Here is a 20,886-nt window from a genome sequence, read left to right as displayed (position 1 = left end):
TACCAAACTGTATATTAATTAGCTTCTTCTTGTAAAACTTTCTCACAGAACTCTAACTCTTCTACTGTGTTTACTCCATAAACTTCATTAGTATTATAGATAGTATGAGTTACTAGTTTCTCACCTTTTTCCATAACCATCTTAGGTATATCAGTCAAGTAATACTCTTTTTGGATATTATCGTTCTTCAATAATTTAAGGTTTTCAAATAAAAATTTACTATCAAAAACATATACTCCAACATTTAGTTCTTTTATAGCTAACTGTTCCTTAGTACAATCTTTTGCTTCCACAACGCCTTCCATCTGACCATTTTCATCTCTAATAATTCTTCCATAAGCTGGTGGGTCATCAATGACAGCTGTCAAAACAGTACAAGTTGCATTCTCTTTTTCATGTATCTCAAACATTTTTTCATAAGTGCTTTTCTTGTATAGAGGCATATCACCATATGCAACTAAAATAGGTCCATCGTAATCTTTGAAAGTATCTTCTGTAACTAAAACAGCGTGACCTGTTCCAAGCTGTTCATCTTGACTTACAAATTTATAATCCCCTTTAATCTCTTCATAAACCATTTCTTTTTTATAACCTACAACTATTGTTGTATCTTCTTCCTCTATAAAAGATAAAGCATCTAGAACATACTCAATTAATGGCTTGCCATGAGCTTTTCTGAGAACTTTTGGCATATTATATTTTTCTGATTGTAACCTTGTACCTTTTCCTGCTCCTAATACGATTGCTTTCATATTAATCCATCCCTTCGTTTGTATTATGTCATTATTGGTCAACTATCTACTCTTACACCTGAATCCTGCTTGAGGATTACACCCCAATATCCTTTGGCACAGACTTCATCCAATATCTTCTGTGCATCTTTTTCATAAGCGTATACATAACAACAGCCACCTCCGCCTGAACCATTGATTTTACCTCCAAGTGCTCCGTTTTCATAAGCTGTTTCAAGGATTTCTTCAATCTTAGGTGTTGATATTTCAAGTCCGTCCCTAAGATTGCCGTGATGTCTTTTAAGAAGTTCACCTAGTTTTACTGAATCAACTCCTGTTCCAAACATCTCTTCGGCTTCTTTCAAAGTCTTATAATTATCAATATTTGCCTTAACCTTAACTAATTTTGCTGGTGATAACTTTTCTAGGTACGCAAGATTTTTTTCATCATCAACAAAATCTCTGATACTGCCAATACCATATTGTTTTAGTTCATCCAGTGCTTCAAGAACTGGATACTTAGCACTAGCCAATACCTTAGTGGTCTGCTTGTCTTCTAGAGAATCAAAAAGTATAAAGCAGCCAGGAATCTCTGTATTAAGAGGTTCAACCACTGTTTTATCCTTATCAAAAGTTAAGTGAAGAAGACCTCCATAAGCTGATGAATACTGGTCCATAAGACCACCAGGTTCATTGAATTCTGTAACTTCCGCTTCAAATCCTAATAGAGCAATTTTTTCTGGATTATCCTTATCTTCATGATTAATCAACTCTAGTAGAACTTTGATAAATACTACTACCATTGTTGTAGATGAACACATTCCTTTTCCGATTGGAATGTCAGAATCCATGTAAATGTCAAATCCTGATTCAATTTCATAACCATTTCTGCGAAGTACATTGATAGCACTCTTTATGTAGTCCCTGTTATTTTCGTAAACAATTTCTTCATCTAGATTAATTACTTCTTCTCTGCTGATTCCTTCTCCTTTTAGGCGAACATGAATAATACGATCATCTCTTTTTGTTCCCTCAGCCCTGAATCTTAGATTAATAGCAGATGCGATTACCTCTAAGTTAAGATAGTCTTGGTGTTCTCCGAATAGACATATACGACTAGGTGTTGATACGGATATTTTCATTACATACTCTCCTTTTTATTGATTTGCAAATTATAAACTGTTTATACTTGTATTGTAATCCACATTAAAATAAATGTATTTGCAAAATCCTGAATTATGTTTGTATAATTCTATACTATAGGTTATAATAGTCTTAAAATGGCTATTTAATCTCTCCCCAAAGAATGCTTGTAAAATTATACCTATTTCATTTTTAGATGTTTGGAGGTCTATCCTTGATAAAAAATATTACAAAATTATCCTTCGCCAATTACGGAACTATAAGTTCCATTCCCTATGACGATATTCAATTGGATGATGTGAAAAATGAAACAACAAAGATAATTACCACTTTTGATCTTAATTCCTACTTTATTGATACTACCAATAAAACCGTTATCAATATTGAAGAAGGAACTGCTGTTTTATATACCTATACCCCTGGTAATGACTCAAGGTCTTTTTTTCTTGACAAATGTGTTATATTGAACCCTAACGTTTTTTATAAAGTGGTTCCTCTTGATAATTCCTGTACCATTAAAATTAAGTTCAACAATAAAACAACTTCTATACAAAGAAGCAACACCCGCATTGATTTTTCTCGTGGTATAAAAAGCAAACTTAATATTGCTAAAATATATACCTTATATTATCAAGAATTTGATAAGTTTTTTTCATACAAAGGTGAAAAACATGATTTTTGGGAAATTACCTATGTGGATCAAGGTGAATTATCTACATTAATTGATGGAAGGGAATTCATTTTGAAACAAGGTGATTTTATTTTCTATGCACCAAATCAATATCATACCCAAAAAAACAATAGTTCTGTGCCTGTTTCCTTTCTTACTATTAGTTTCAAGATGGATTTTGAAGAAGAGGATATTCTAAAAGATAAGATTTTCATTTGTGACCATGAGTTAAAATCAATATTAGAAAAAATATTGGATGAAAAAAATTATAACGGTGTGTATAGTCCAGACCTGATTATATGTTATTTAAAAGAGTTTATAGTTAAGCTGATACGTATTATCTCCAAAAAAAATTCAATAAAGCAGCTTCATACTTCTATGCAGGTCAATACCAATAATGCTTTTGTTAATACATCCCTTGAATACATCTATTCTCATATCAGCCAAAAGATTACGGTGGATGAATTAGCTGATAAGGTATCCATTAGTTCTTCTTATTTGTCTCGTATTTTCAAGGATGTTATGGGTGTAACAATTATTGATTACATCAATAATTATCGTTTGGACACAAGTAAGGTGTATATCAAGTCCACAGATCTTAGCTTGACTCAGATTGCTGAGATTCTTGGTTTCAACTCGATACATTATTTTTCCAAACAGTTCAAAAAACGTTACGGTATAAGCCCAATAGTATATAGCAAATCATTGAAAAACTAAAATCAAAATTACTAGAATATATTTAATACTCTTCACACAAAATATTATCTATACTATATTGAACTTGAACATCTATATACCATTTTAATTAGTTCAATAAAATTCCCTTGATTCTATAAGTTGAGCTAAATGCTCTTAACAAATATTAAATCAACGTATAATAAAATAAATTGAAGAGGTATAGATATGATAGATAACTATGAAATTACTCCAGTAATAGGAATAAGCAAATGTATTAACTTTGCAAAATGTCGCTATAATGGTGACGGTGATAATAATGAATTCATTAATCGTCTTAATTCTTTTGTGGAATACTTACCTTTTTGTCCAGAAGTAGAAATAGGTATGTCAACTCCAAGAAAACCCATTCGTCTTGTAGAAGTGGGTAACAAAATACACCTGATACAACCGGCTACTCAAATAGACTTGACAGATAATATGTTAGAGTACACTGATTCATTGATGATAAAATTAAAAGATGTAGATGGATTCATTTTGAAAACCAGATCTCCCTCTTGTGGCATAAAAGAAGTTAAGATATATCAAAGTGACAAAAAAGGAGCAACCAGTAGGAAAGGTAAAGGAATGGTTGGTGGGAAGATTACAGAGACCTATAATCATCTTGCCATAGAAGATGATGGTCGTCTTAGAAATTTCAAAATCAGAGAACATTTTCTTACAAAACTATATGTAATGGCTAAATTCAAGAAAGTAAAACTCCTCGAATCAATTGATGATCTAAAAGAATTTCATTCTTGTAATAACCTTCTAATGATGGCTTATAATCAATTGAGGCTAAAAGAATTAAATAAAATCATTAATCAATCAGATAGTATCTCCTTTGATGATTTAGTAATTGTATATGAGAAATATCTTGCAAAAATATTCCGTATAGCACCTAGATATACTTCTAATATAGCCGTTTTATTAAAATGCGTTGATTATTTCAAAAAAAATATAAGTTCAGAAGAACTTAATTTCATATATAACCTTATAGAAGAATATAAGAATCATAAAGTACCCTTTAGCGCACCATTAAATGTAATTAAAGGGTATGTGATAAGATTTGATATAGAGTATCTAATGAATCAAAGTTTCTTTGACCCCTTCCCCAAAGAACTAATGGATGTTAATGATTCAGGGAAAGGAATCAAATAAACTTATAAGCTTTATTTAACTCTTAAAGCTCTTATAGAATTCAATATTGCGATTACTGCGACTCCTACATCAGCAAATATTGCCATCCACATATTAGCTAGATTAAGAGTCGCCAATATCATTATAATTATTTTAACGCCTAGAGAAAATACTATATTCTCCCAAACTATTTTATTAGTATTTTTTGATACTCTCATAGCTGTAGGAATACTTGATAGTTCATCTGACATAAGAACCACATCAGCTGCTTCTATTGCTGCATCAGAGCCGACTCCGCCCATTGCAATTCCTACATCTGCCCTTGCTAGAACCGGAGCGTCGTTGATTCCATCACCTACAAATACTACAGTATCATTTTTACCAACACCGTTCATTATTTCTTCAAGCTTATCAACTTTTTCATCTGGTAACAGATCACTATAATATCTAGTTATACCAACTCTCTTTGCAATATCTTCTGCCACATCTTTGTGGTCACCTGTTAACATTACAATGTCTTCTACTCCATAATTTTTAAGCTCTTTTATAGCATTAATTGTATCACTTTTCAATTCATCAGCTATAACGATTATACCCATAAGTTTATTATCCATAGCTACATATACTTTTGTTCCTACTATTGTATCTATATCACCTATAGAAACATTTTCTTGTTCCATTAACTTTCTATTACCAACTGCAACCATTTTACCATCAAATAAAGCTTTTACACCTTTACCTGCGACTTCTGTAATGTCTTTTACACGTTTTTCATCAATGTTTTTATTATATTCATTGATAATAGATACTGCTATAGGATGATTTGAATAGTGTTCAACATGTGCTGCTATCTCAACAACTTTCTCTTTATTAACTCCTTGATTAAAACTGATTACTTGTGTTACTTTGAAAACACCTTTTGTAAGTGTTCCTGTTTTATCAAAAATAATGCTTTTGATATTTCTAAGTTCTTCAAGATAGTTGCCACCTTTTACTAATATACCTTTACTAGAAGCACCACCTATTCCACCAAAATAACCTAATGGTATAGATATTACAAGGGCACAAGGACAAGAAACTACTAGAAATATTGCAGCTCTATATATCCATGAACCAAAATCTCCTCCAAAAAACAGTGCAGGAATAAAAGCTAATAGAACTGCTATTCCAACAACTATAGGTGTATAATATCTAGCAAATTTTGTTATAAATTTTTCAGTATGAGCTTTTTGTGAATTGGCATCTTTAACAAGTTTTAGTATCTTAGCAACTGTTGATTCACTGAATTCTTTTGTTACTTCAACTAAGATAACCCCAGATTTATTAATAGAGCCACTATAAACTTCCGTACCTTCTTCTGCCTCTCTAGGTAATGACTCTCCAGTAATAACTGATGTATCAATAGAAGAAGTTCCTTCTATTACATAGCCATCAAGAGGTATTTTTTCTCCTGGTTTCACCATTATAGTGTCACCAACTTTGACTTTTTCAGGATCAACAATCTTATATTTATCTCCTACTTTTAGATTAGCTACATCTGGTTTGATATTCAATAATTCTTCTATTGAATTCTTAGACCTGTTAACAGCTAATCCTTCAAATAATTCACCTACTCTATAGAACAGCATAACTGCTGTAGCTTCTGGATATTCCCCTATGGCAAATGCAGATATAGAAGCAATTGTCATCAAGAAGTTTTCGTCTAATAATCTACCAGTAAATAGACCCTTTATTGCACTAATTACAATTTCTCTTCCTACTACAACATATGCTACTACATATAATCCAATCTTTACCTCTGTTTTTACATTCAACAATAATGCTAATGCAAATAATCCAAAACCTATGATAAATTCTATAACATCTCTTTTTGTGAATTTTTCATGATGATGATGTTCATGGTTATGTCCATGTGCATCATGATTGTGATCATGGTCATGATGATGTTCATCGTAATTATGATCACTATTTGAACAGCTTTTGCTTCCACAACAACAATTACCAATGTTGTCAGTTATTCTTTCAGCCATACTAATACCACCCTTCCTAAAACTATTATTCCAGAACAAAAGAGGCTGTGCAATTATTCTAATATGTGTTCAATCCCCATTTTGTATATCATTTTAATATGGTCATCATTAAGAGAATAATAGACTAATTTTCCTTCTTTTCTTGCTTTAACTAATCTACTTGCTTTTAATACTCGTAATTGATGTGATACTGCTGATTGAGTCATGTTAAGTACATCGGCAATGGTTCCTACACACATTTCACCATTGAATAGCGCTCCCATTATTCTTACTCTGGTACTGTCACCAAAATTCTTGAAAAAATCGGATAGCAAGAATATTGTTTCTTCATCTGCCATAATTGATTGAACCTTAGTTATGAATTTATCGTCCTTACAGCATTCTTTCTTCTCTTCTTCTTTACGCATTATAATTCATCTCCTCTATATATTAATATATGAATAATTGTTCATATGTTTATTTATTAATATTATATCACTTTTTTTAATTTTTGCAACATAATCCATAATAATTTCTTGTTTTTTTAATAAAAATATACTTTATGATAATTTTTTTAAATAATAATTGACAGTTAGTCAATAAAAGTATAACATCAATAATGCTACACTTTTTTTATAAGAAAAGTGACTCGTACGAAAAGGTTAGGCTAAATATTATAATAAAGGAAGATTATGATGGTAGAGGATAAGTTAAGTTTTATTAAAGAAGTTAAACGTAGAAGAACTTTTGCAATAATATCACATCCAGATGCTGGTAAAACAACATTGACAGAGAAATTCTTATTATATGGTGGAGCAATACGTTCTGCTGGTTCAGTAAAATCAAGACGTTCTGCCAAATATGCTGTTTCAGATTGGATGGAAATAGAAAAACAAAGAGGTATCTCCGTTACATCCAGTGTACTTCAATTTGAATATGATGACTTTTGTATTAATATACTTGATACTCCTGGGCATCAAGATTTCAGTGAAGATACTTATAGAACTTTAATGGCGGCAGATAGTGCAGTTATGGTAATTGACTGTTCCAAGGGTGTTGAGGATCAGACAAAAAAACTTTTTCAAGTTTGTAAGATGAGAGGAATCCCTATTTTTACTTTTATAAATAAAATGGATAGAATGGGTAAAGATCCTTTTGATTTAATGGAAGATATTGAAAATGTATTAGGTATCAGGTCATGTCCAGTCAACTGGCCTATTGGCTCTGGTAAAAACTTCAAAGGTGTATATAATAGACATGAAAATCAAATTGAAGTTTTCAATGATGGTAATCATGGACAATCTATTGCAGAAACAATAACTGGTGATTTAACAGATGAAAAATTCACTGGACTATTAGGTGAAACCTTACATGAACAATTAAAAAGTGATATTGAATTACTGGATATCGCAGGAGATAATTTTAGTCTTGAAGAGGTCTTGAATGGTAATCTGACACCTGTATTTTTTGGTAGTGCTCTTACCAACTTTGGTGTAGAACCCTTTTTGAAATCCTTTTTGGATATTACTACTCCTCCAAAGGCACGTGCTAGTAATCTAGGTGACATTAACCCTGAATCAACTAATTTTTCTGGCTTTATATTTAAGATTCAAGCTAATATGAATCCTGCTCATAGGGATAGAATTGCTTTTCTACGTATCTGTTCTGGTAAATTTGATAAAGGAATGATGGTTAATCATGTACAGAAAGGTAAAAAAGTCAAACTCGCCCAGCCACAGCAGTTTGTTGCTACGGATAGAGTTATAGTTGATTCTGCTTATCCCGGTGATATAATAGGTATCCATGATCCAGGTATCTTTAACATTGGGGATACATTGTGTGAAGATGGCTCAAAATTGGAATATGCAGATATACCTCAATTTGCTCCAGAACATTTTGCTAGAATTTCAACAACTAATTCACTTAAGAGAAAACAATTCTTGAAAGGTATTACTCAATTGTCAGAAGAGGGGGCTATTCAAGTATATAAGCGTCCTAATATTGGGATGGAAGAGCTTATTATCGGTGTAGTTGGTGTGCTTCAATTTGAAGTATTGGAGTATAGATTGAAGAATGAGTATGGCGTGGAAGTTTCTAAGCAGTTGTTACCTTATAGGCATATACGTTGGATTGCTAATGAAGGTATTGATTATTCTGATTTATCTTTGACAATGGATTCCATGTTGGTGGTAAATAAGAATGAGCAGCCAGTATTATTATTTCAGAATGAATGGTCTATTAGACATATATTGGAAAGAAATGAAGGTATTGAGTTAAAAGAGCATTCTTGAGTTTTTTAATAGTGGTGGATAGCGGTCGCAGAGAGAGTATAGGGGAATATTCGTCAGCCAATTAAACGTCCGTGTTTAAAAGGCTGACGTTTTTATGTTGAAGTAGAATTCTACTCCTTTTTGTTTGTTGATAACGCCGTAGTCGCTTCCGTGGCCATCTAGTATGGCTTTGACGATTGCTAGTCCTAGTCCTGTTCCTCCGCTTTGTCTGTTATGGGATTTATCTATTTTATAGAATCTGAGCCAAATGCTTTCCAGTTCTTCTTTGGTAAGACTGTTACCTTCATTATAGATATATATATAATTAGTGTGATTAATGATTTCGCCTGTGATGATTATGGTAGTATTATTGGTGCAATATTTTACAGCGTTAGAAATCAGATTCATTATTACTTGGTCTATCTGAAATTTGACACCATATACATTTGTAAAGTCACCTTTAATATCTATTTTCAGTTGTTTATCCCTTATTGGTATTTCTAAGAGAGTAACTGCTTTATTGATTAATTTTATAATGTCAAATTCCTCTTTATCTTCAATCTTACCTGTTTCAAATTTTGATAGTTCTAGCATATCAAGTATAAGGGTATTCATTTTTTCTATCTCATCCAAGATAACTTCTAGATAATAGTCTGTTTTTTCCTTTTTGATGCCATCTTTTATTCCTTCAGCAAAGCCCTTTATTATGCCAAGGGGTGTTTTTAGTTCATGAGATATGTTTGCAACGAATTCCCTTCTGACTTTTTCTTGTTGTTTTTCTTTTTCCATGTCAATTACCAGTTGCTTATTGGCTTCTTTCACATCAGTTAGAGCTTCATCAAGATTGGTTGATAATATATTCAGGCTATTGGATAAAACCCCTAGTTCATCGTCGCTGCTATGAGTAGATTTTACTGAAAAATCCATTCCAGCCATTTTATCTGCTACTTTTGTTAATTTTAATAAGGGGTTGGAAATTGATTTTGAATATATCCAAGCAATAACCAAAGATATGACAATAGCTAATATATAGAATATGATATAGTAGTCACTTAATATACTCATGACCTCACCAACTGGTTGTAATGAGGCAGTAGCATTAATAGATGTTTCTTTTCCGTTATCCATATCTATTGTTTTAACAAAATTAACTTGTTTTACATTAATAAATGGCATCTCATTGATTAGGTAGTACACATCATCTTTTTTATTATACTGTAGAGTCAAATCTTCAGTATTTGCAAAACCAATGACATTTACACCGTCTGCAACCTGTATATCTGAGCCAGTAGCAGCAGTAGCAGCAGCTATTGTTATATTATCCATCACATTACTTATATTTATAAGAGTAGCATTTCCTTTTAATAAAATATAACCTTCTTCAGCTGATATATCATACAGCTGATAATCATTTATTTTAATAGGAGTCAATATTTCTGTACCAGAAATTACTGCCTCCAAGTAAAATTTTTGATACTGGGTAGGCATCTCTCCATCAAAAGCTTTTAATAAATCTTCTTTGGAAATATAAATATCATAATAATTACTATTAGCTATTTGTAATGTCAGAATGTACTCTTCAATCTGCATATCACTATAGCTCAATCCATTAACTGTTAAAGTAGCATTATTATTACCTTCAAACTTATTAATCTGCCTTGCTAGTTCATCAAAACTCCATTTTTCTTTTTTATACTGTTTGCTAAAGCTATTTATATTTTTTATAATATTATCTATTTTTTTGGTACTGTAGTATTTATTAATAAACAAACTTTGCACAAGAAAAATTACTGTAATTAGACTCATTACAGAAACAAATGTTATAATGAACATTTTAAAAACAATAGACTTGGTCTTTTTAATTTTCTTCATTTATTGAACCACCTCAAATTTATAGCCCACTCCAACAACTGTATTTATATATTTTGAAGCTTCTCCAAGTTTTTTCCTTATGGTTTTGATGTTTGTATCCACAACTCGTCCATCACCATAATAATCATATCCCCAGATATTATTAATTATTTTGTCCCTACTCATAACTATGCCTTCATTTTCAATCAAAAAAACTAATAGGTCATATTCTTTTCTTGTAAATATGATTTCCTCACCTTCTACTTTTATAGAATAAGCATCTTTATCTATAAGTATCTCTTTTTTAGAAATCATATTGTTTTTTATCTGCTCACCATTAGTTTCATTAAACCTACTAAGCAATGTCTTAACTCTTGCTACTAATACTTTTGGGCTGAAAGGTTTTGTAACATATTCATCAGCTCCCAATTCAAATCCTAATAATTTGTCATCTTCATCACTACGAGCACTTAATATGATAATGAGTACATTGGATTTTTTTCTTATTCTTCTACACACTGACCAGCCATCAAGTCCAGGCATCATAATATCAAGTAATACTAAATCAATATTATTATTTTCAAACACATTCATTGCTTCTATTCCATTATCTGCTTGAAAAACTGTAAAACCGTCCATTTCCAGATAATCACATATTATTTCACGCATTCTTTGTTCATCTTCAACTACTAAAATATTCTTATTCATAGCAAACTCCTTATATCAGCAAATGGTATACTTATGATAAGTATACCATTTTTCATATAAATATAATAGGTGGTTATATCTAGATAATTAGACTTTAGATTTCTTTTTCAGTACTTGATTCCATAGTACTTAACTCTTTAGTACTTACTTCAAAAATATCCATTTTGTAAATTTCATCCCATACTTTTCTGGCTTCTTTTTCTTTTGCAGTAGCTTTTTCAAAAAGCTCTTTTGCTTTTTCTATAACTTCTGGTTTCAAATCTTTTTTGAATCCTTTTGAGAATTCTTCAAATGTAATTGGCTTAATACTATCTATTATTGCTTCTGAACCCGTAATTATATCACCATCAAGCATAACTACTCCATCATTACTAATATCTCCATTAAAATTAACTATGCTTGCACCACTGCCTGTAATCTTACCTGTAACATTATCTTCAGTTTCTATATGTTTAATTGCTCCCGTTTCATCAAAAAGGTTCATTTCAAATAACTGACTCCATACTTTCACTGCTTCGTCATATTTTTTATCTTTATCAAGTTGTACTGCTTTTTCATATAATTCTTTAGCTTTCTTCTTATCTTCTTCCTTTACATCTTTCTTGAAGTTCTTTGAGAATTCTTCAAATGAAGTATTGTTTATTTCTATAATAATATCACCAGGCATTTCAGATAGCTCATCAATAGATAATGATTCTATACCACTTAATATTATATCTTTATCCATATTTTCAACTTTAACATTTCCTTTAATTCCAACGATATCTGCTTCACCTATATTATCAAAACTAATTACTTTTGTAGCATCTTCTCCAATTTCTATATTCTTAATTTCTCCCATTTCATCAAAAAGTTTCATTTCAAATAATTGATCCCATACTTTTACTGCCTCGTCATATTTTTTATCTTTATCAAGTTGTACTGCTTTTTCATATAATTCTTTTGCTTTCTTTTTATCTTCTTCTTTTACATCTTTTTTGAAGCTCTTTGCAAATTCTTCAAATGACATATTTTCCATTGTTGATGTACCCATAACGATATTATTTGTTTCATCATATAACTCCAAAGAATCTAGTTCTTTCCATAATTCCATTGTTTCATCAAATTTTCCTTCTTTTTCAAGCTTAATTATTTTATTATATATTTCTTTAGCCTTATTTTTAGTTTCTGTTGTTATATCTTTCTTGAACATTTTAGAAAATTCTTCAAAAGGCATTGGCTCTACATTACCTAACAATACAGATGTATCAAATAAATCAAGTTTATATAGTTCATCCCAATATTCAGATGCATCATCTTCTAACTTAATAGCTTTATTAAATAGATTCTCTGCTTTTTTATAATCTTCTTGTGATACATTCTCTTTAAACTGTTTACTAAACTCCTTAAAATTAAAATCAAAATTGCTATCAATAGTACATTCATCTGTAGTGCATATAGCTATTTTTGGCTCACCCTTATCTTGTACAGGGGCTTTTGCATAAACGCTTGTTAGTGCTGTCATACTAATAGTTGTTACCATTAAACCTGCTAATAATCCTTTTTTAATATCCATACTAATTCCTCCATGTAATTTATTTATTTTTGTTTTTTGTTTCATGAGTAAAGTATAGTATCCCCATGTGAAAAACGTGTGAAATGCATTTGAGAATCATGTGTTTTTTAATTAATCCAAAATATATAAAGTTTTATAAAAAAAATATTGTAAAATATCCTTATATGATATAAAGTAAAGTAGCAAATAAATAATCATAATAAATTAACAACAATAAATATAATTATCAACAGTCAAAGTTGAATTCTAAAAAGTTATCAACAATAGATAATGAATTATTAACAATAAGAAGGTGTATATATGATAATTTATGAAAGTAATAATACTAGAATAAACGGAAAATATACATTAGATTTTTCATCTCATACCATAGAAGGAGAACGGAGATTAGAAGATGTAATTGACGTTCACAGCAAATTGGAATTATCTATTGTAGGTTATGGAACAGGTAAATATTATATTGGTGATAAAATCTATGATATGAAAAAGAACGATGTTTTCATTATAAGTAATACAGATAAACATGCTTTGGTAATGGATAAAGATGAAACCCTTAAAAATATCGTAATCCATTTTGAACCTAGATTCATCTGGTCCGATAATAATAACTTTGATTATAGATATTTAAAGATTTTCTTTAATAGAAGTAAGAATTTTTGTCATAGGTTAGATAGGCATAATGAGGCGACAGAAAAAATAATATCCTTATTTTATGAAATAGAAGACGAATTCAATAATAAGCCTCTTGAGTATGAGTTGATGGCTAAAGTCAAATTGATGAATATATTGGTTTTACTGCTTAGGCATTATAATTATGTATATGACGATAAAGATCATTATCAATTCAAGAAAGAAGTACAATCAATAAACAAAGTTACAGATTATATCCATGAAAACTTTGATAAAAAAATAAAGTTAGAAGACTTGGCAGCAATTGTCCATATGAATACAAGTTATTTCTCAACTTTTTTTAAGAAATTCAATGGTCTTGCTCCATCAGAATATATATCACGAATTCGAATATCAAAAGCAATGGAGTTATTGGAAAAAACTGATAAAAATATTATTGAAATCTGTGGAATGTGTGGATTCAATAGTACAGCCAGCTTCAATAAGATGTTCAAGAAAATAAAACATCTAACTCCTAGCGAGTATAAAAAACAATATTTTAACCAAAAATAGTTTGTATTTATATAAAAATAACTGAGGAAATATCAGAAATAAACTAGTATAATTGATTTAATTAGAGTAAGTCATCTATAAAAGACATTTAAGGATTTTTAGGAGGGTATTAGTATGGACAATATAAAAATAGCTTTACAACTCTACACAGTAAGAGAAGAATGTGAAAATGATTTTATTGGTACATTAGAAAAAGTTGCTGATCTTGGTTATGAAGGTGTGGAATTAGCTGGAGTTCATGGTTTTTCAGCTGAACAGTTAAAAGAAGAATTGGATAGACTTAATCTGAAAGTTGTAGGAAGTCATATTGGTCTAGACGAACTGGAAAAAGATTTAGATAAAATAATAGATTATAATAAAACAATTGATAATTCAATAATTGTCTGCCCTTATGCAAAATGGGAAAGTAAAGAAGAATTAGATGAATTAGCTTGTAAACTAAATGCAATCAGCGATAAATTGAATAGTGCAGGATTACAATTATTATATCACAACCATTCCCATGAGTTTGAGATTATAGATGATTCTTATGGACTTGATTTACTATATAATCTCACCAAAAAATCAAACATGTTAATGGAATTGGATACCCACTGGGTAAAAAGAGCTGATAAAGATGTTATTGATTATATGAATCAAAATAAAGATATACTCAAGTTAGTACATATCAAAGATATGAAAGAAATTGATGGAGAAAAAACATTTGCTGCCATTGGTGAAGGGTTAATGGATATTCCTGCTATAATTGATAAGGCTGTTGAATTAGGCTGTTCATGGGTAATCGTTGAAAACGACCAACCAGAACCAAACGGAATAGAAAATGTCACTGTTAGTATTAACAATCTTAAAAAGATGTTTGATTAATATCAAAATCTATTCTATTAATCTTAGTTAGACATCTATATAAGATTAATGGAGATAAAAAAAGCTGTCGTATAATACATTTCAGAGTCAATAGCAATGAATATAGACTAGATATTGGCACCTTCTTAAAAAATGTGTTATAGACAGCCCTTTTAAATGTTATATAAAAATCAGTTGATAAAGTTTATTTTGTTAAATATTTGGGTTATAGGTTTTCTATCTATCTTATCATATAAGTCCATAATCATATGGCAAAATTCTTCTCTTGTAATATAGTCCCTTAGATTATTAAACAACTTAAGTATAATTAGATTTTTACTTACAGATTCTTTGATTTCTGACACAGCCCATTTGCTAACAATATTTCCATGTAATTCTCTATCCTTAACATAAGAAACCACGTTCTTCAAGAATATATCTTCTTCTGATAATATATCTTCAATGCTTGTTGATACAGAAATATCAGGTATTACCCCTCTTCCGTAAGGTATGTCCTTTGCCTGATTAGAACTTATTGTCTTAACAAGAGGTATCCTCAGCTGTAATCCTGTGTTAGGTAAGACTACATATGCAAACTCAAGTCCACACATCATATGATATCCTCCAGCACCTTCTTTTCCAATGATTGTTCCTCTTCTTTTTTCATGAAAAAGACTGGCGAATGAGGAAGCTGCTGACCCAGTAAACTCAGAAGTAAGCACATAAACATTACCTTTATAAATGCCCTCAGCATTAGGTTTGTAGGTCTTAAATCCATCATTTGAAGTTTCCCCATCTAAGTAATAACAATCTTTGTCTTTATCATATATGTACTGGGGAAATTTACTGCTGTCAGGAATCATATTTTCTGTGTACTTAAAAAAATCATATTTACCATTGCTTTTTACTTCAAAACGCTTATCTACGGAGAATTCTTCTTTTGCAAAAAGTGAAAATAATCTTTGAATATTTTTGGCTTCTCCTCCTGGATTTTTACGTATATCCAATATTAAATTTTGTGCTTCTGTAGTCAATAAAAGTTTTTCAATATCTGATAAAACTCCATCATCTAAACTCATTCCATTTATTCTTAGGTAAAGGATATTATTTCTTAACATTTTGCTTTCCCAAGGTATCCATTTTCTTTTTCCTGTATTCTTAACAATGTTTTCTTTTTTCAATACCCATTTAATTTTTTTACCCTTAGCAAGGGTCATATCCAAATGTTCTCCAGCATTAGGCATATACACTATATCGTATAGAGTTTCAAATCCACTACCGTAAACTTTTGACTCTGTCAGCAGATATCTTTCACTGAAAGTCTGAATCAGCCCATCACCTTTACCTGTAGCTTTTTTCAAGTCATTTATAATCTTGTCTATAGACCTGTCATTAATAGCAGTAACTTGATCACCTACATGAAGATTATCAATATCTATGTACTCTTTAAGAATATAGCATTTACCATCGACAACACCCAATTGTACTGGAAAGTCATAAGGTTTATTGTATAACTTGGTATCGTCAGTTAAATAGGTCTTATTTATGTAAGTATGATTATCGCTGATTAAATGGATTATATCATTAAGAATGACAAAGAACTCATTGGCTGTCATTAGTTTTACCAACTTACTTTCTACTTTATCAAAACTCTTTTCTAATGTGTCTCTATCCACATATGCTGTTAATGCAGGATGACCTTCATACAATGAATCTTTAAATATTTTAAAAGCTTTTTGCTGGTCTTCAATAGATATTTTATGGTTTCTATAATCTTTCTCTTTTGATATGTTGATTACCTTGTTGCCTTTATTATTCATCATGGGTGTGATTAATTTATTTTTTGATTCATAAGAAATGATAAGGCTGTATTTTTCTATCTCCTTAGAAGAATGTCCCATCTTTCCTAATAAATCTCCAACTTGGATTTTATCGCCTTTTTTAATTTTCTCTGTTCCTGGTTCAATACCTGAATAATATACTTTTACACCTGAACCAATGTTGATGCAAATTCCCATGGTCAAGAACTTAGTATCAATATTATGTTTTTTCATGATTTTCATACCTTCTTCATGAGAATCATACTCGTAACAAGTATAAAAATTTGGATTAAATACAGGTTTCACATATTCAACAACACCCGATTCGACAGCTATTATCTCAGAATTCTCGTCTCCAGCAATGGCATATTGTAAAAACTTCTCTTCCTTTTTCAAGTATTTGTTATAAACCTTATCTTCTGGTCCATATAAAACATTTTCTCCAAAAGCCTTATCTTTAATTGGCCAATTACTTCCTTGTGCATTTACCTTAATCTGAGATACCATCAATAAAAACATGGTAATTATAAATATTTTATTTCTCATTGCTCCTCCTCAAAACTTTTGTTAATCATAGTTACATAATATTTTTTGTTAATAAAAAAGTCTATTGCAATAAACCTAGAATAAGTTTACTACAATAGACCTTTCTTGTCAACAAATTATATTTATATATTTTTTATTGGAATTCAACATCCATATATTCTTTTGGATCAAGGAACTCACCATTATATAAAATCGAAAAATGCAAATGAGGACCTGTTCCTTCATTACCAATTACCGCAATTGGTTCCCCCTTAACAATTTCTTGAGTCTCTTTGACTTTTACCTCCTTACAATTTCCATACCAAGTCTCATAACCGTTACCATGATCAATCTTTATTAAACATTTAAAACTTCCTTCTTCACCAACAAATGTTATTACTCCATTTTCTACAGCTGTTATCATTTCCCCTTCATTTGCTAGTATGTCAATACCTACATGATTATCTACGTCATAATCTTTTGAAATGACATTCATACTTACAGAATTATCATATTTAGGTTCTTCAACTTCTAATGCTTCTCTCTTGGAACCTTTGTAGAAATAATCTTCATTGATATCACTCCATTGAGTATGACCGCCCTTCCAGTCTTGTGTAATTTTCTTAGCTTGGCTTATTGAAGGATTTGTTACAAGACAAATTCCTATACCCGCGACAAACATAGTTACTAATATTTTCTCATATGTTGACCGCTTCCTAAGTTTTAATATATGATTGATTCTCACTGCCAAATGACTCTTACCAAAAGATGGATACAAACCAAAAAAAGATACATTTTTTTTGATACCAAAAGAAAGCAAGGTATGAGAATATTCCTTTATGGTATTCTCACCTGATATACTAATAACCTTTTCATCACATGCCATTTCAATATCTTGATTAAATAGTTTTATTGCTACCCATACTAATGGATTGAACCAGTGCATAATAAGTAATAAATATGAAAAAGGTTTTATTAGATAATCTTTTCGTTTGATATGTACACATTCATGTGTCAAAATATATGGTAGTTGTGTTTTATCTATCCTTGCAGGTATATATATTTTAGGAGTTAAGATACCACATACAAAAGGACTATCAATCATATCTGTTTCATATATTTTTATATCTCTCTTTATCTTAAGTACTCTTTTTATGTCATTTATGATTGGTACTCTACAAATAGTTGCTGTACGAATTTGTGATAAGGTTCTTATATATGAAATCATATTATAAACAACTAAAAAGATTATACCTAACACCCAAACAATACTTGCTATAAGTAATATATTAAAATTCCAATCTCTATCTGCATTATTTATTGTATGACTAGTTGATGTGACTGAATCATTACTAATATCTGAGTCAAATACCATTTTTGTTAATGGCATTGTTGAGATATTATCATGTAAGTAACTAATTGATATATCTTCTTCCATTGCTGGTTTAGCTATATTCATCAGACTAAAATTATTTGTCATTGAAACAGGACTGATTAGTCTAAATAATAAAATCCACCACAAAAAGCATACATAGAACTTTGGCAATCTCTTTAATAATAATAACCTTATGGATATAACAATAACAGCAACAAAAGTTGCTGTTAAACTCATATTCAAAACAAACAGAAAAATATCTTTTATAGTTCCCATAGTATGTTAACCCCTACTCTCATCAATGATACGCTTTAATTCTTCTGCCTCTTCATCTGTAATTTTCTTGTCATTGAGAAAGGTTGCTAAAAACTTTGGTAAAGAACTATTGAATGCTTTATCCAAAAGTTGTTCACTTTCATATTTTCTGACTTCATTAAATTTAACCAACGAAGTTACAATAGCCTTTTCATTTTTTAATATATCACGGTTTTGCAATTTTTTTAGTACTGTATACGTGGTAGATTTTTTCCAACCAAGCTCTTCATTACAAAGTTTGACTAATTGAGTTGAATTAATAGGCTCATTCTCCCATATTATCAACATAAACTTGTATTCCGCATCAAATAATTTATATTGTTCATTCATTATTATTGCCTCCTAATAAAATCTATTACAATAGACCTATCAGAATTTTATCACACTGCTTTTACATTGTCAAACCACACTTTTTCTAACCTATCTATTTAGTTTTTCCTCTATATAATTCATATTCACTATTCTGTAACACTTCTATCAAATCTTCATTTGTCCTAATACGTTTTGGAGTAATAATCCCTCCATTACTTTCATCACCCAATTCATGATAATCAGAACCTGATGTCATTTTCAGATTATTTTCTTCAGCAATCTTTTGTATCTCATCGTTATGTGAATCATGTCTAGGATTACCATTATGTACTTCCACTCCATCCAAAAGATTAATATCAACCAATCTACAATTTTTCCTTAGAGGATGAGCTTGATATAACAGTAATCCTTTTTCACGACAAAACTCATTAAGTCCCTCTATTCCTATTTCTAAAAGGCTAGGCATTCCTTTTAGTATTTCTTCTGTAATACCATAAACCAAATAATCATTTCCTGGTTCATCATATTCCATAAAAGCTATTTCCATACCTAAGAGTACGTCCATTGATTGCTTCTTACCTTCTTCTTTTGCAGCTCTATAGCCTTTTAAGAAATCATCAACTTTTTGTTCCCAGGTATTACCTTTACTATTCTTGAAGAAGAATTTCTTGAAGTGGTCGGTAATAACAACTCCCTGATATCCTTCATTTTTATATATTTTTATCATATCTGTAGCTGAAACTTTAGCACAAGAACTCGTCTCACTAGTATGTATATGCAAATCATATTTAAACAATTTTTCATCTTCCTTCTATGTATTCGTCAAATTATAGTCTAAGTTATTCTTCTATTGACATACCATCGTATGCAACATTAATTTTACAGGGCAAATCAGTATTATCAAATATTTCTACTAAATCTTCATGCGTGGACAAGTGACAATGATTAATGTGTGTCAGATATATCTTAGTATCTTCATCAATGGTATGTTGCTCTAATAGCTTCTTGAATACCAATTTGCAGCTATCAACGTCCAAATGTCCATCAGGTTTTAATCCCCTGTCTTTTGCAGTACCAAATGTACATTCACTGATATAATAATCGATATGATATTTCTTTAGAGCTTCAAATGTTTCATCTAGGTAATAACCTGTATCAAGCCCATAAAATAATATTTTGCCATTAGGTAGTTTCACTATATAATTAGCACTGTTTTCCTGCATATTTCCATAATGGTTACCTTTTAATGGGGTTACCTCTATATTACTTATCTTATATGTATGCCCAAATTCCAATCTATGAAAAGCTATAATATTTCTTTCTATTAATTCATTTACACAACCCTTTAGTATGGGTTTGCTTTTTCTATAGAATTCCAATATATCATAAGCTTTATCGGTCATATAGTAATTCAGAGGTCTATCAATTCTATGGGTAGCCATATTTCTTACATTCATCATCATATAAGCAAAATGGTCTTCGTGTGTATGAGTAACTAAAACATGTTCCAGATTAATAAAATCACCATACATTATGGCTTGAACAAAAGAATCTGCTCCTAGGTCTAATGTTATTTCCTCATTTATCCTGAACATAGAACGTTTTCTAACTTCTTTACCGCCTTTTTCTCTGGCATTTCTACATAAATAACAGTCACAGAAAGGACTTGGTATCCCTTCCGCAGCACTGGTTCCATAAAATGTTAAATCTTTCATATGCATTA

At 30.5% G+C, this 20,886-nt stretch carries 17 protein-coding genes; 5 read left to right on the top strand and 12 right to left on the bottom strand.

The features are described 5' to 3' along the window. Positions 1-14: 14 nt before the first annotated feature. Together HYG85_RS14090 and HYG85_RS14085 are read right to left on the bottom strand one after the other, a co-directional pair. Positions 15-752 carry a sugar phosphate nucleotidyltransferase gene (locus HYG85_RS14090; protein WP_193774616.1) on the bottom strand — a complete coding sequence of 246 codons (738 nt, stop codon included), beginning with the start codon at positions 750-752 and terminating at the stop codon, positions 15-17. A 38-nt stretch (positions 753-790) separates the two neighbouring features. Further along, positions 791-1,873, bottom strand: coding sequence for a GHMP family kinase ATP-binding protein (locus HYG85_RS14085; protein ID WP_212690203.1), 1,083 nt, complete (start codon positions 1,871-1,873; stop codon positions 791-793). 215 nt (positions 1,874-2,088) lie between these two features. On the opposite strand from HYG85_RS14085, the gene HYG85_RS14080 reads away from it, so the two are divergent. Further along, positions 2,089-3,261, top strand: a complete 1,173-nt coding sequence (locus tag HYG85_RS14080; protein WP_212690202.1) for an AraC family transcriptional regulator — start codon at positions 2,089-2,091, stop codon at positions 3,259-3,261. A gap of 186 nt (positions 3,262-3,447) precedes the next feature. Next, positions 3,448-4,419: a YbgA family protein gene (locus tag HYG85_RS14075; protein ID WP_212690201.1), complete on the top strand. Its 972-nt coding sequence runs from the start codon at positions 3,448-3,450 to the stop codon at positions 4,417-4,419. A gap of 11 nt (positions 4,420-4,430) precedes the next feature. Here the strand turns inward: HYG85_RS14075 and HYG85_RS14070 are convergent, their stop codons facing one another. Beyond that, the gene (locus tag HYG85_RS14070) at positions 4,431-6,428 is read right to left on the bottom strand and encodes a heavy metal translocating P-type ATPase (protein ID WP_212690200.1); all 1,998 of its coding nucleotides are present in this window, start codon (positions 6,426-6,428) and stop codon (positions 4,431-4,433) included. A 53-nt stretch (positions 6,429-6,481) separates the two neighbouring features. Continuing rightward, complete coding sequence (locus HYG85_RS14065; protein WP_202975242.1) at positions 6,482-6,835, bottom strand: ArsR/SmtB family transcription factor; 354 nt, start codon at positions 6,833-6,835, stop codon at positions 6,482-6,484. Positions 6,836-7,102: 267 nt separating this feature from the next. Here HYG85_RS14065 and HYG85_RS14060 point away from each other — a divergent pair, with 267 nt between their 5' ends. Continuing rightward, on the top strand, positions 7,103-8,698 hold the full coding sequence (locus tag HYG85_RS14060; RefSeq protein ID WP_212690199.1) for a peptide chain release factor 3: 1,596 nt from the start codon (positions 7,103-7,105) through the stop codon (positions 8,696-8,698). A gap of 75 nt (positions 8,699-8,773) precedes the next feature. On the opposite strand, the gene HYG85_RS14055 is transcribed toward HYG85_RS14060, so the two are convergent. From HYG85_RS14055 to HYG85_RS14045, 3 genes are all read right to left on the bottom strand, one after another. Beyond that, positions 8,774-10,549, bottom strand: a complete 1,776-nt coding sequence (locus tag HYG85_RS14055) for a sensor histidine kinase (RefSeq protein WP_212690198.1) — start codon at positions 10,547-10,549, stop codon at positions 8,774-8,776. Then, positions 10,550-11,236: a response regulator transcription factor gene (locus HYG85_RS14050; RefSeq protein WP_113674171.1), complete on the bottom strand. Its 687-nt coding sequence runs from the start codon at positions 11,234-11,236 to the stop codon at positions 10,550-10,552. It abuts the gene before it with no gap. Between the two features lie 94 nt (positions 11,237-11,330). Further along, a complete protein-coding gene (locus HYG85_RS14045) occupies positions 11,331-12,791 on the bottom strand; it encodes a tetratricopeptide repeat protein (protein ID WP_212690197.1) in 1,461 nt (486 codons plus the stop codon). Between the two features lie 300 nt (positions 12,792-13,091). Here HYG85_RS14045 and HYG85_RS14040 point away from each other — a divergent pair, with 300 nt between their 5' ends. Next, a complete protein-coding gene (locus HYG85_RS14040) occupies positions 13,092-13,973 on the top strand; it encodes an AraC family transcriptional regulator (protein WP_212690196.1) in 882 nt (293 codons plus the stop codon). Positions 13,974-14,087: 114 nt separating this feature from the next. Continuing rightward, positions 14,088-14,837: a sugar phosphate isomerase/epimerase family protein gene (locus HYG85_RS14035; RefSeq protein ID WP_212690195.1), complete on the top strand. Its 750-nt coding sequence runs from the start codon at positions 14,088-14,090 to the stop codon at positions 14,835-14,837. 170 nt (positions 14,838-15,007) lie between these two features. Here HYG85_RS14035 and HYG85_RS14030 read toward each other — a convergent pair whose 3' ends face one another. The 5 genes from HYG85_RS14030 to HYG85_RS14010 all read right to left on the bottom strand — a co-directional run bounded on the left by HYG85_RS14030 (position 15,008) and on the right by HYG85_RS14010 (position 20,878). Beyond that, the gene (locus HYG85_RS14030; RefSeq protein WP_212690194.1) at positions 15,008-17,182 is read right to left on the bottom strand and encodes a S41 family peptidase; all 2,175 of its coding nucleotides are present in this window, start codon (positions 17,180-17,182) and stop codon (positions 15,008-15,010) included. Between the two features lie 133 nt (positions 17,183-17,315). Beyond that, on the bottom strand, positions 17,316-18,812 hold the full coding sequence (locus HYG85_RS14025; RefSeq protein WP_212690193.1) for a M23/M56 family metallopeptidase: 1,497 nt from the start codon (positions 18,810-18,812) through the stop codon (positions 17,316-17,318). 6 nt (positions 18,813-18,818) lie between these two features. Then, entirely contained in the window at positions 18,819-19,181 is a 363-nt protein-coding gene (locus tag HYG85_RS14020; protein ID WP_212690192.1) for a BlaI/MecI/CopY family transcriptional regulator, read from the bottom strand. A gap of 94 nt (positions 19,182-19,275) precedes the next feature. Next, positions 19,276-19,959, bottom strand: coding sequence for a PHP domain-containing protein (locus HYG85_RS14015; protein WP_212690191.1), 684 nt, complete (start codon positions 19,957-19,959; stop codon positions 19,276-19,278). Positions 19,960-20,002: 43 nt separating this feature from the next. Then, complete coding sequence (locus HYG85_RS14010) at positions 20,003-20,878, bottom strand: MBL fold metallo-hydrolase (RefSeq protein ID WP_212690190.1); 876 nt, start codon at positions 20,876-20,878, stop codon at positions 20,003-20,005. Between the last annotated feature and the right edge of the window lie 8 nt (positions 20,879-20,886).

Source organism: Vallitalea guaymasensis, from assembly GCF_018141425.1.
Classification (GTDB): domain Bacteria; phylum Bacillota; class Clostridia; order Lachnospirales; family Vallitaleaceae; genus Vallitalea; species Vallitalea guaymasensis.
The sequence above is the reverse complement of the archived record's forward strand: the minus strand, read 5'-3'. Positions and strand labels throughout refer to the sequence as shown.

Bases quoted from the DNA above. Each gene is read 5' to 3' on its own strand.
- HYG85_RS14050 (WP_113674171.1), bottom strand. From the start codon at position 11,236: ATGAATAAGAATATTTTAGTAGTTGAAGATGAACAAAGAATGCGTGAA.
- HYG85_RS14045 (WP_212690197.1), bottom strand. From the start codon at position 12,791: ATGGATATTAAAAAAGGATTATTAGCAGGTTTAATGGTAACAACTATT.
- HYG85_RS14055 (WP_212690198.1), bottom strand. From the start codon at position 10,549: ATGAAGAAAATTAAAAAGACCAAGTCTATTGTTTTTAAAATGTTCATT.
- HYG85_RS14020 (WP_212690192.1), bottom strand. From the start codon at position 19,181: ATGAATGAACAATATAAATTATTTGATGCGGAATACAAGTTTATGTTG.
- HYG85_RS14085 (WP_212690203.1), bottom strand. From the start codon at position 1,873: ATGAAAATATCCGTATCAACACCTAGTCGTATATGTCTATTCGGAGAA.
- HYG85_RS14040 (WP_212690196.1), top strand. From the start codon at position 13,092: ATGATAATTTATGAAAGTAATAATACTAGAATAAACGGAAAATATACA.
- HYG85_RS14030 (WP_212690194.1), bottom strand. From the start codon at position 17,182: ATGAGAAATAAAATATTTATAATTACCATGTTTTTATTGATGGTATCT.
- HYG85_RS14065 (WP_202975242.1), bottom strand. From the start codon at position 6,835: ATGCGTAAAGAAGAAGAGAAGAAAGAATGCTGTAAGGACGATAAATTC.
- HYG85_RS14090 (WP_193774616.1), bottom strand. From the start codon at position 752: ATGAAAGCAATCGTATTAGGAGCAGGAAAAGGTACAAGGTTACAATCA.
- HYG85_RS14035 (WP_212690195.1), top strand. From the start codon at position 14,088: ATGGACAATATAAAAATAGCTTTACAACTCTACACAGTAAGAGAAGAA.
- HYG85_RS14060 (WP_212690199.1), top strand. From the start codon at position 7,103: ATGGTAGAGGATAAGTTAAGTTTTATTAAAGAAGTTAAACGTAGAAGA.
- HYG85_RS14070 (WP_212690200.1), bottom strand. From the start codon at position 6,428: ATGGCTGAAAGAATAACTGACAACATTGGTAATTGTTGTTGTGGAAGC.
- HYG85_RS14010 (WP_212690190.1), bottom strand. From the start codon at position 20,878: ATGAAAGATTTAACATTTTATGGAACCAGTGCTGCGGAAGGGATACCA.
- HYG85_RS14025 (WP_212690193.1), bottom strand. From the start codon at position 18,812: ATGGGAACTATAAAAGATATTTTTCTGTTTGTTTTGAATATGAGTTTA.
- HYG85_RS14075 (WP_212690201.1), top strand. From the start codon at position 3,448: ATGATAGATAACTATGAAATTACTCCAGTAATAGGAATAAGCAAATGT.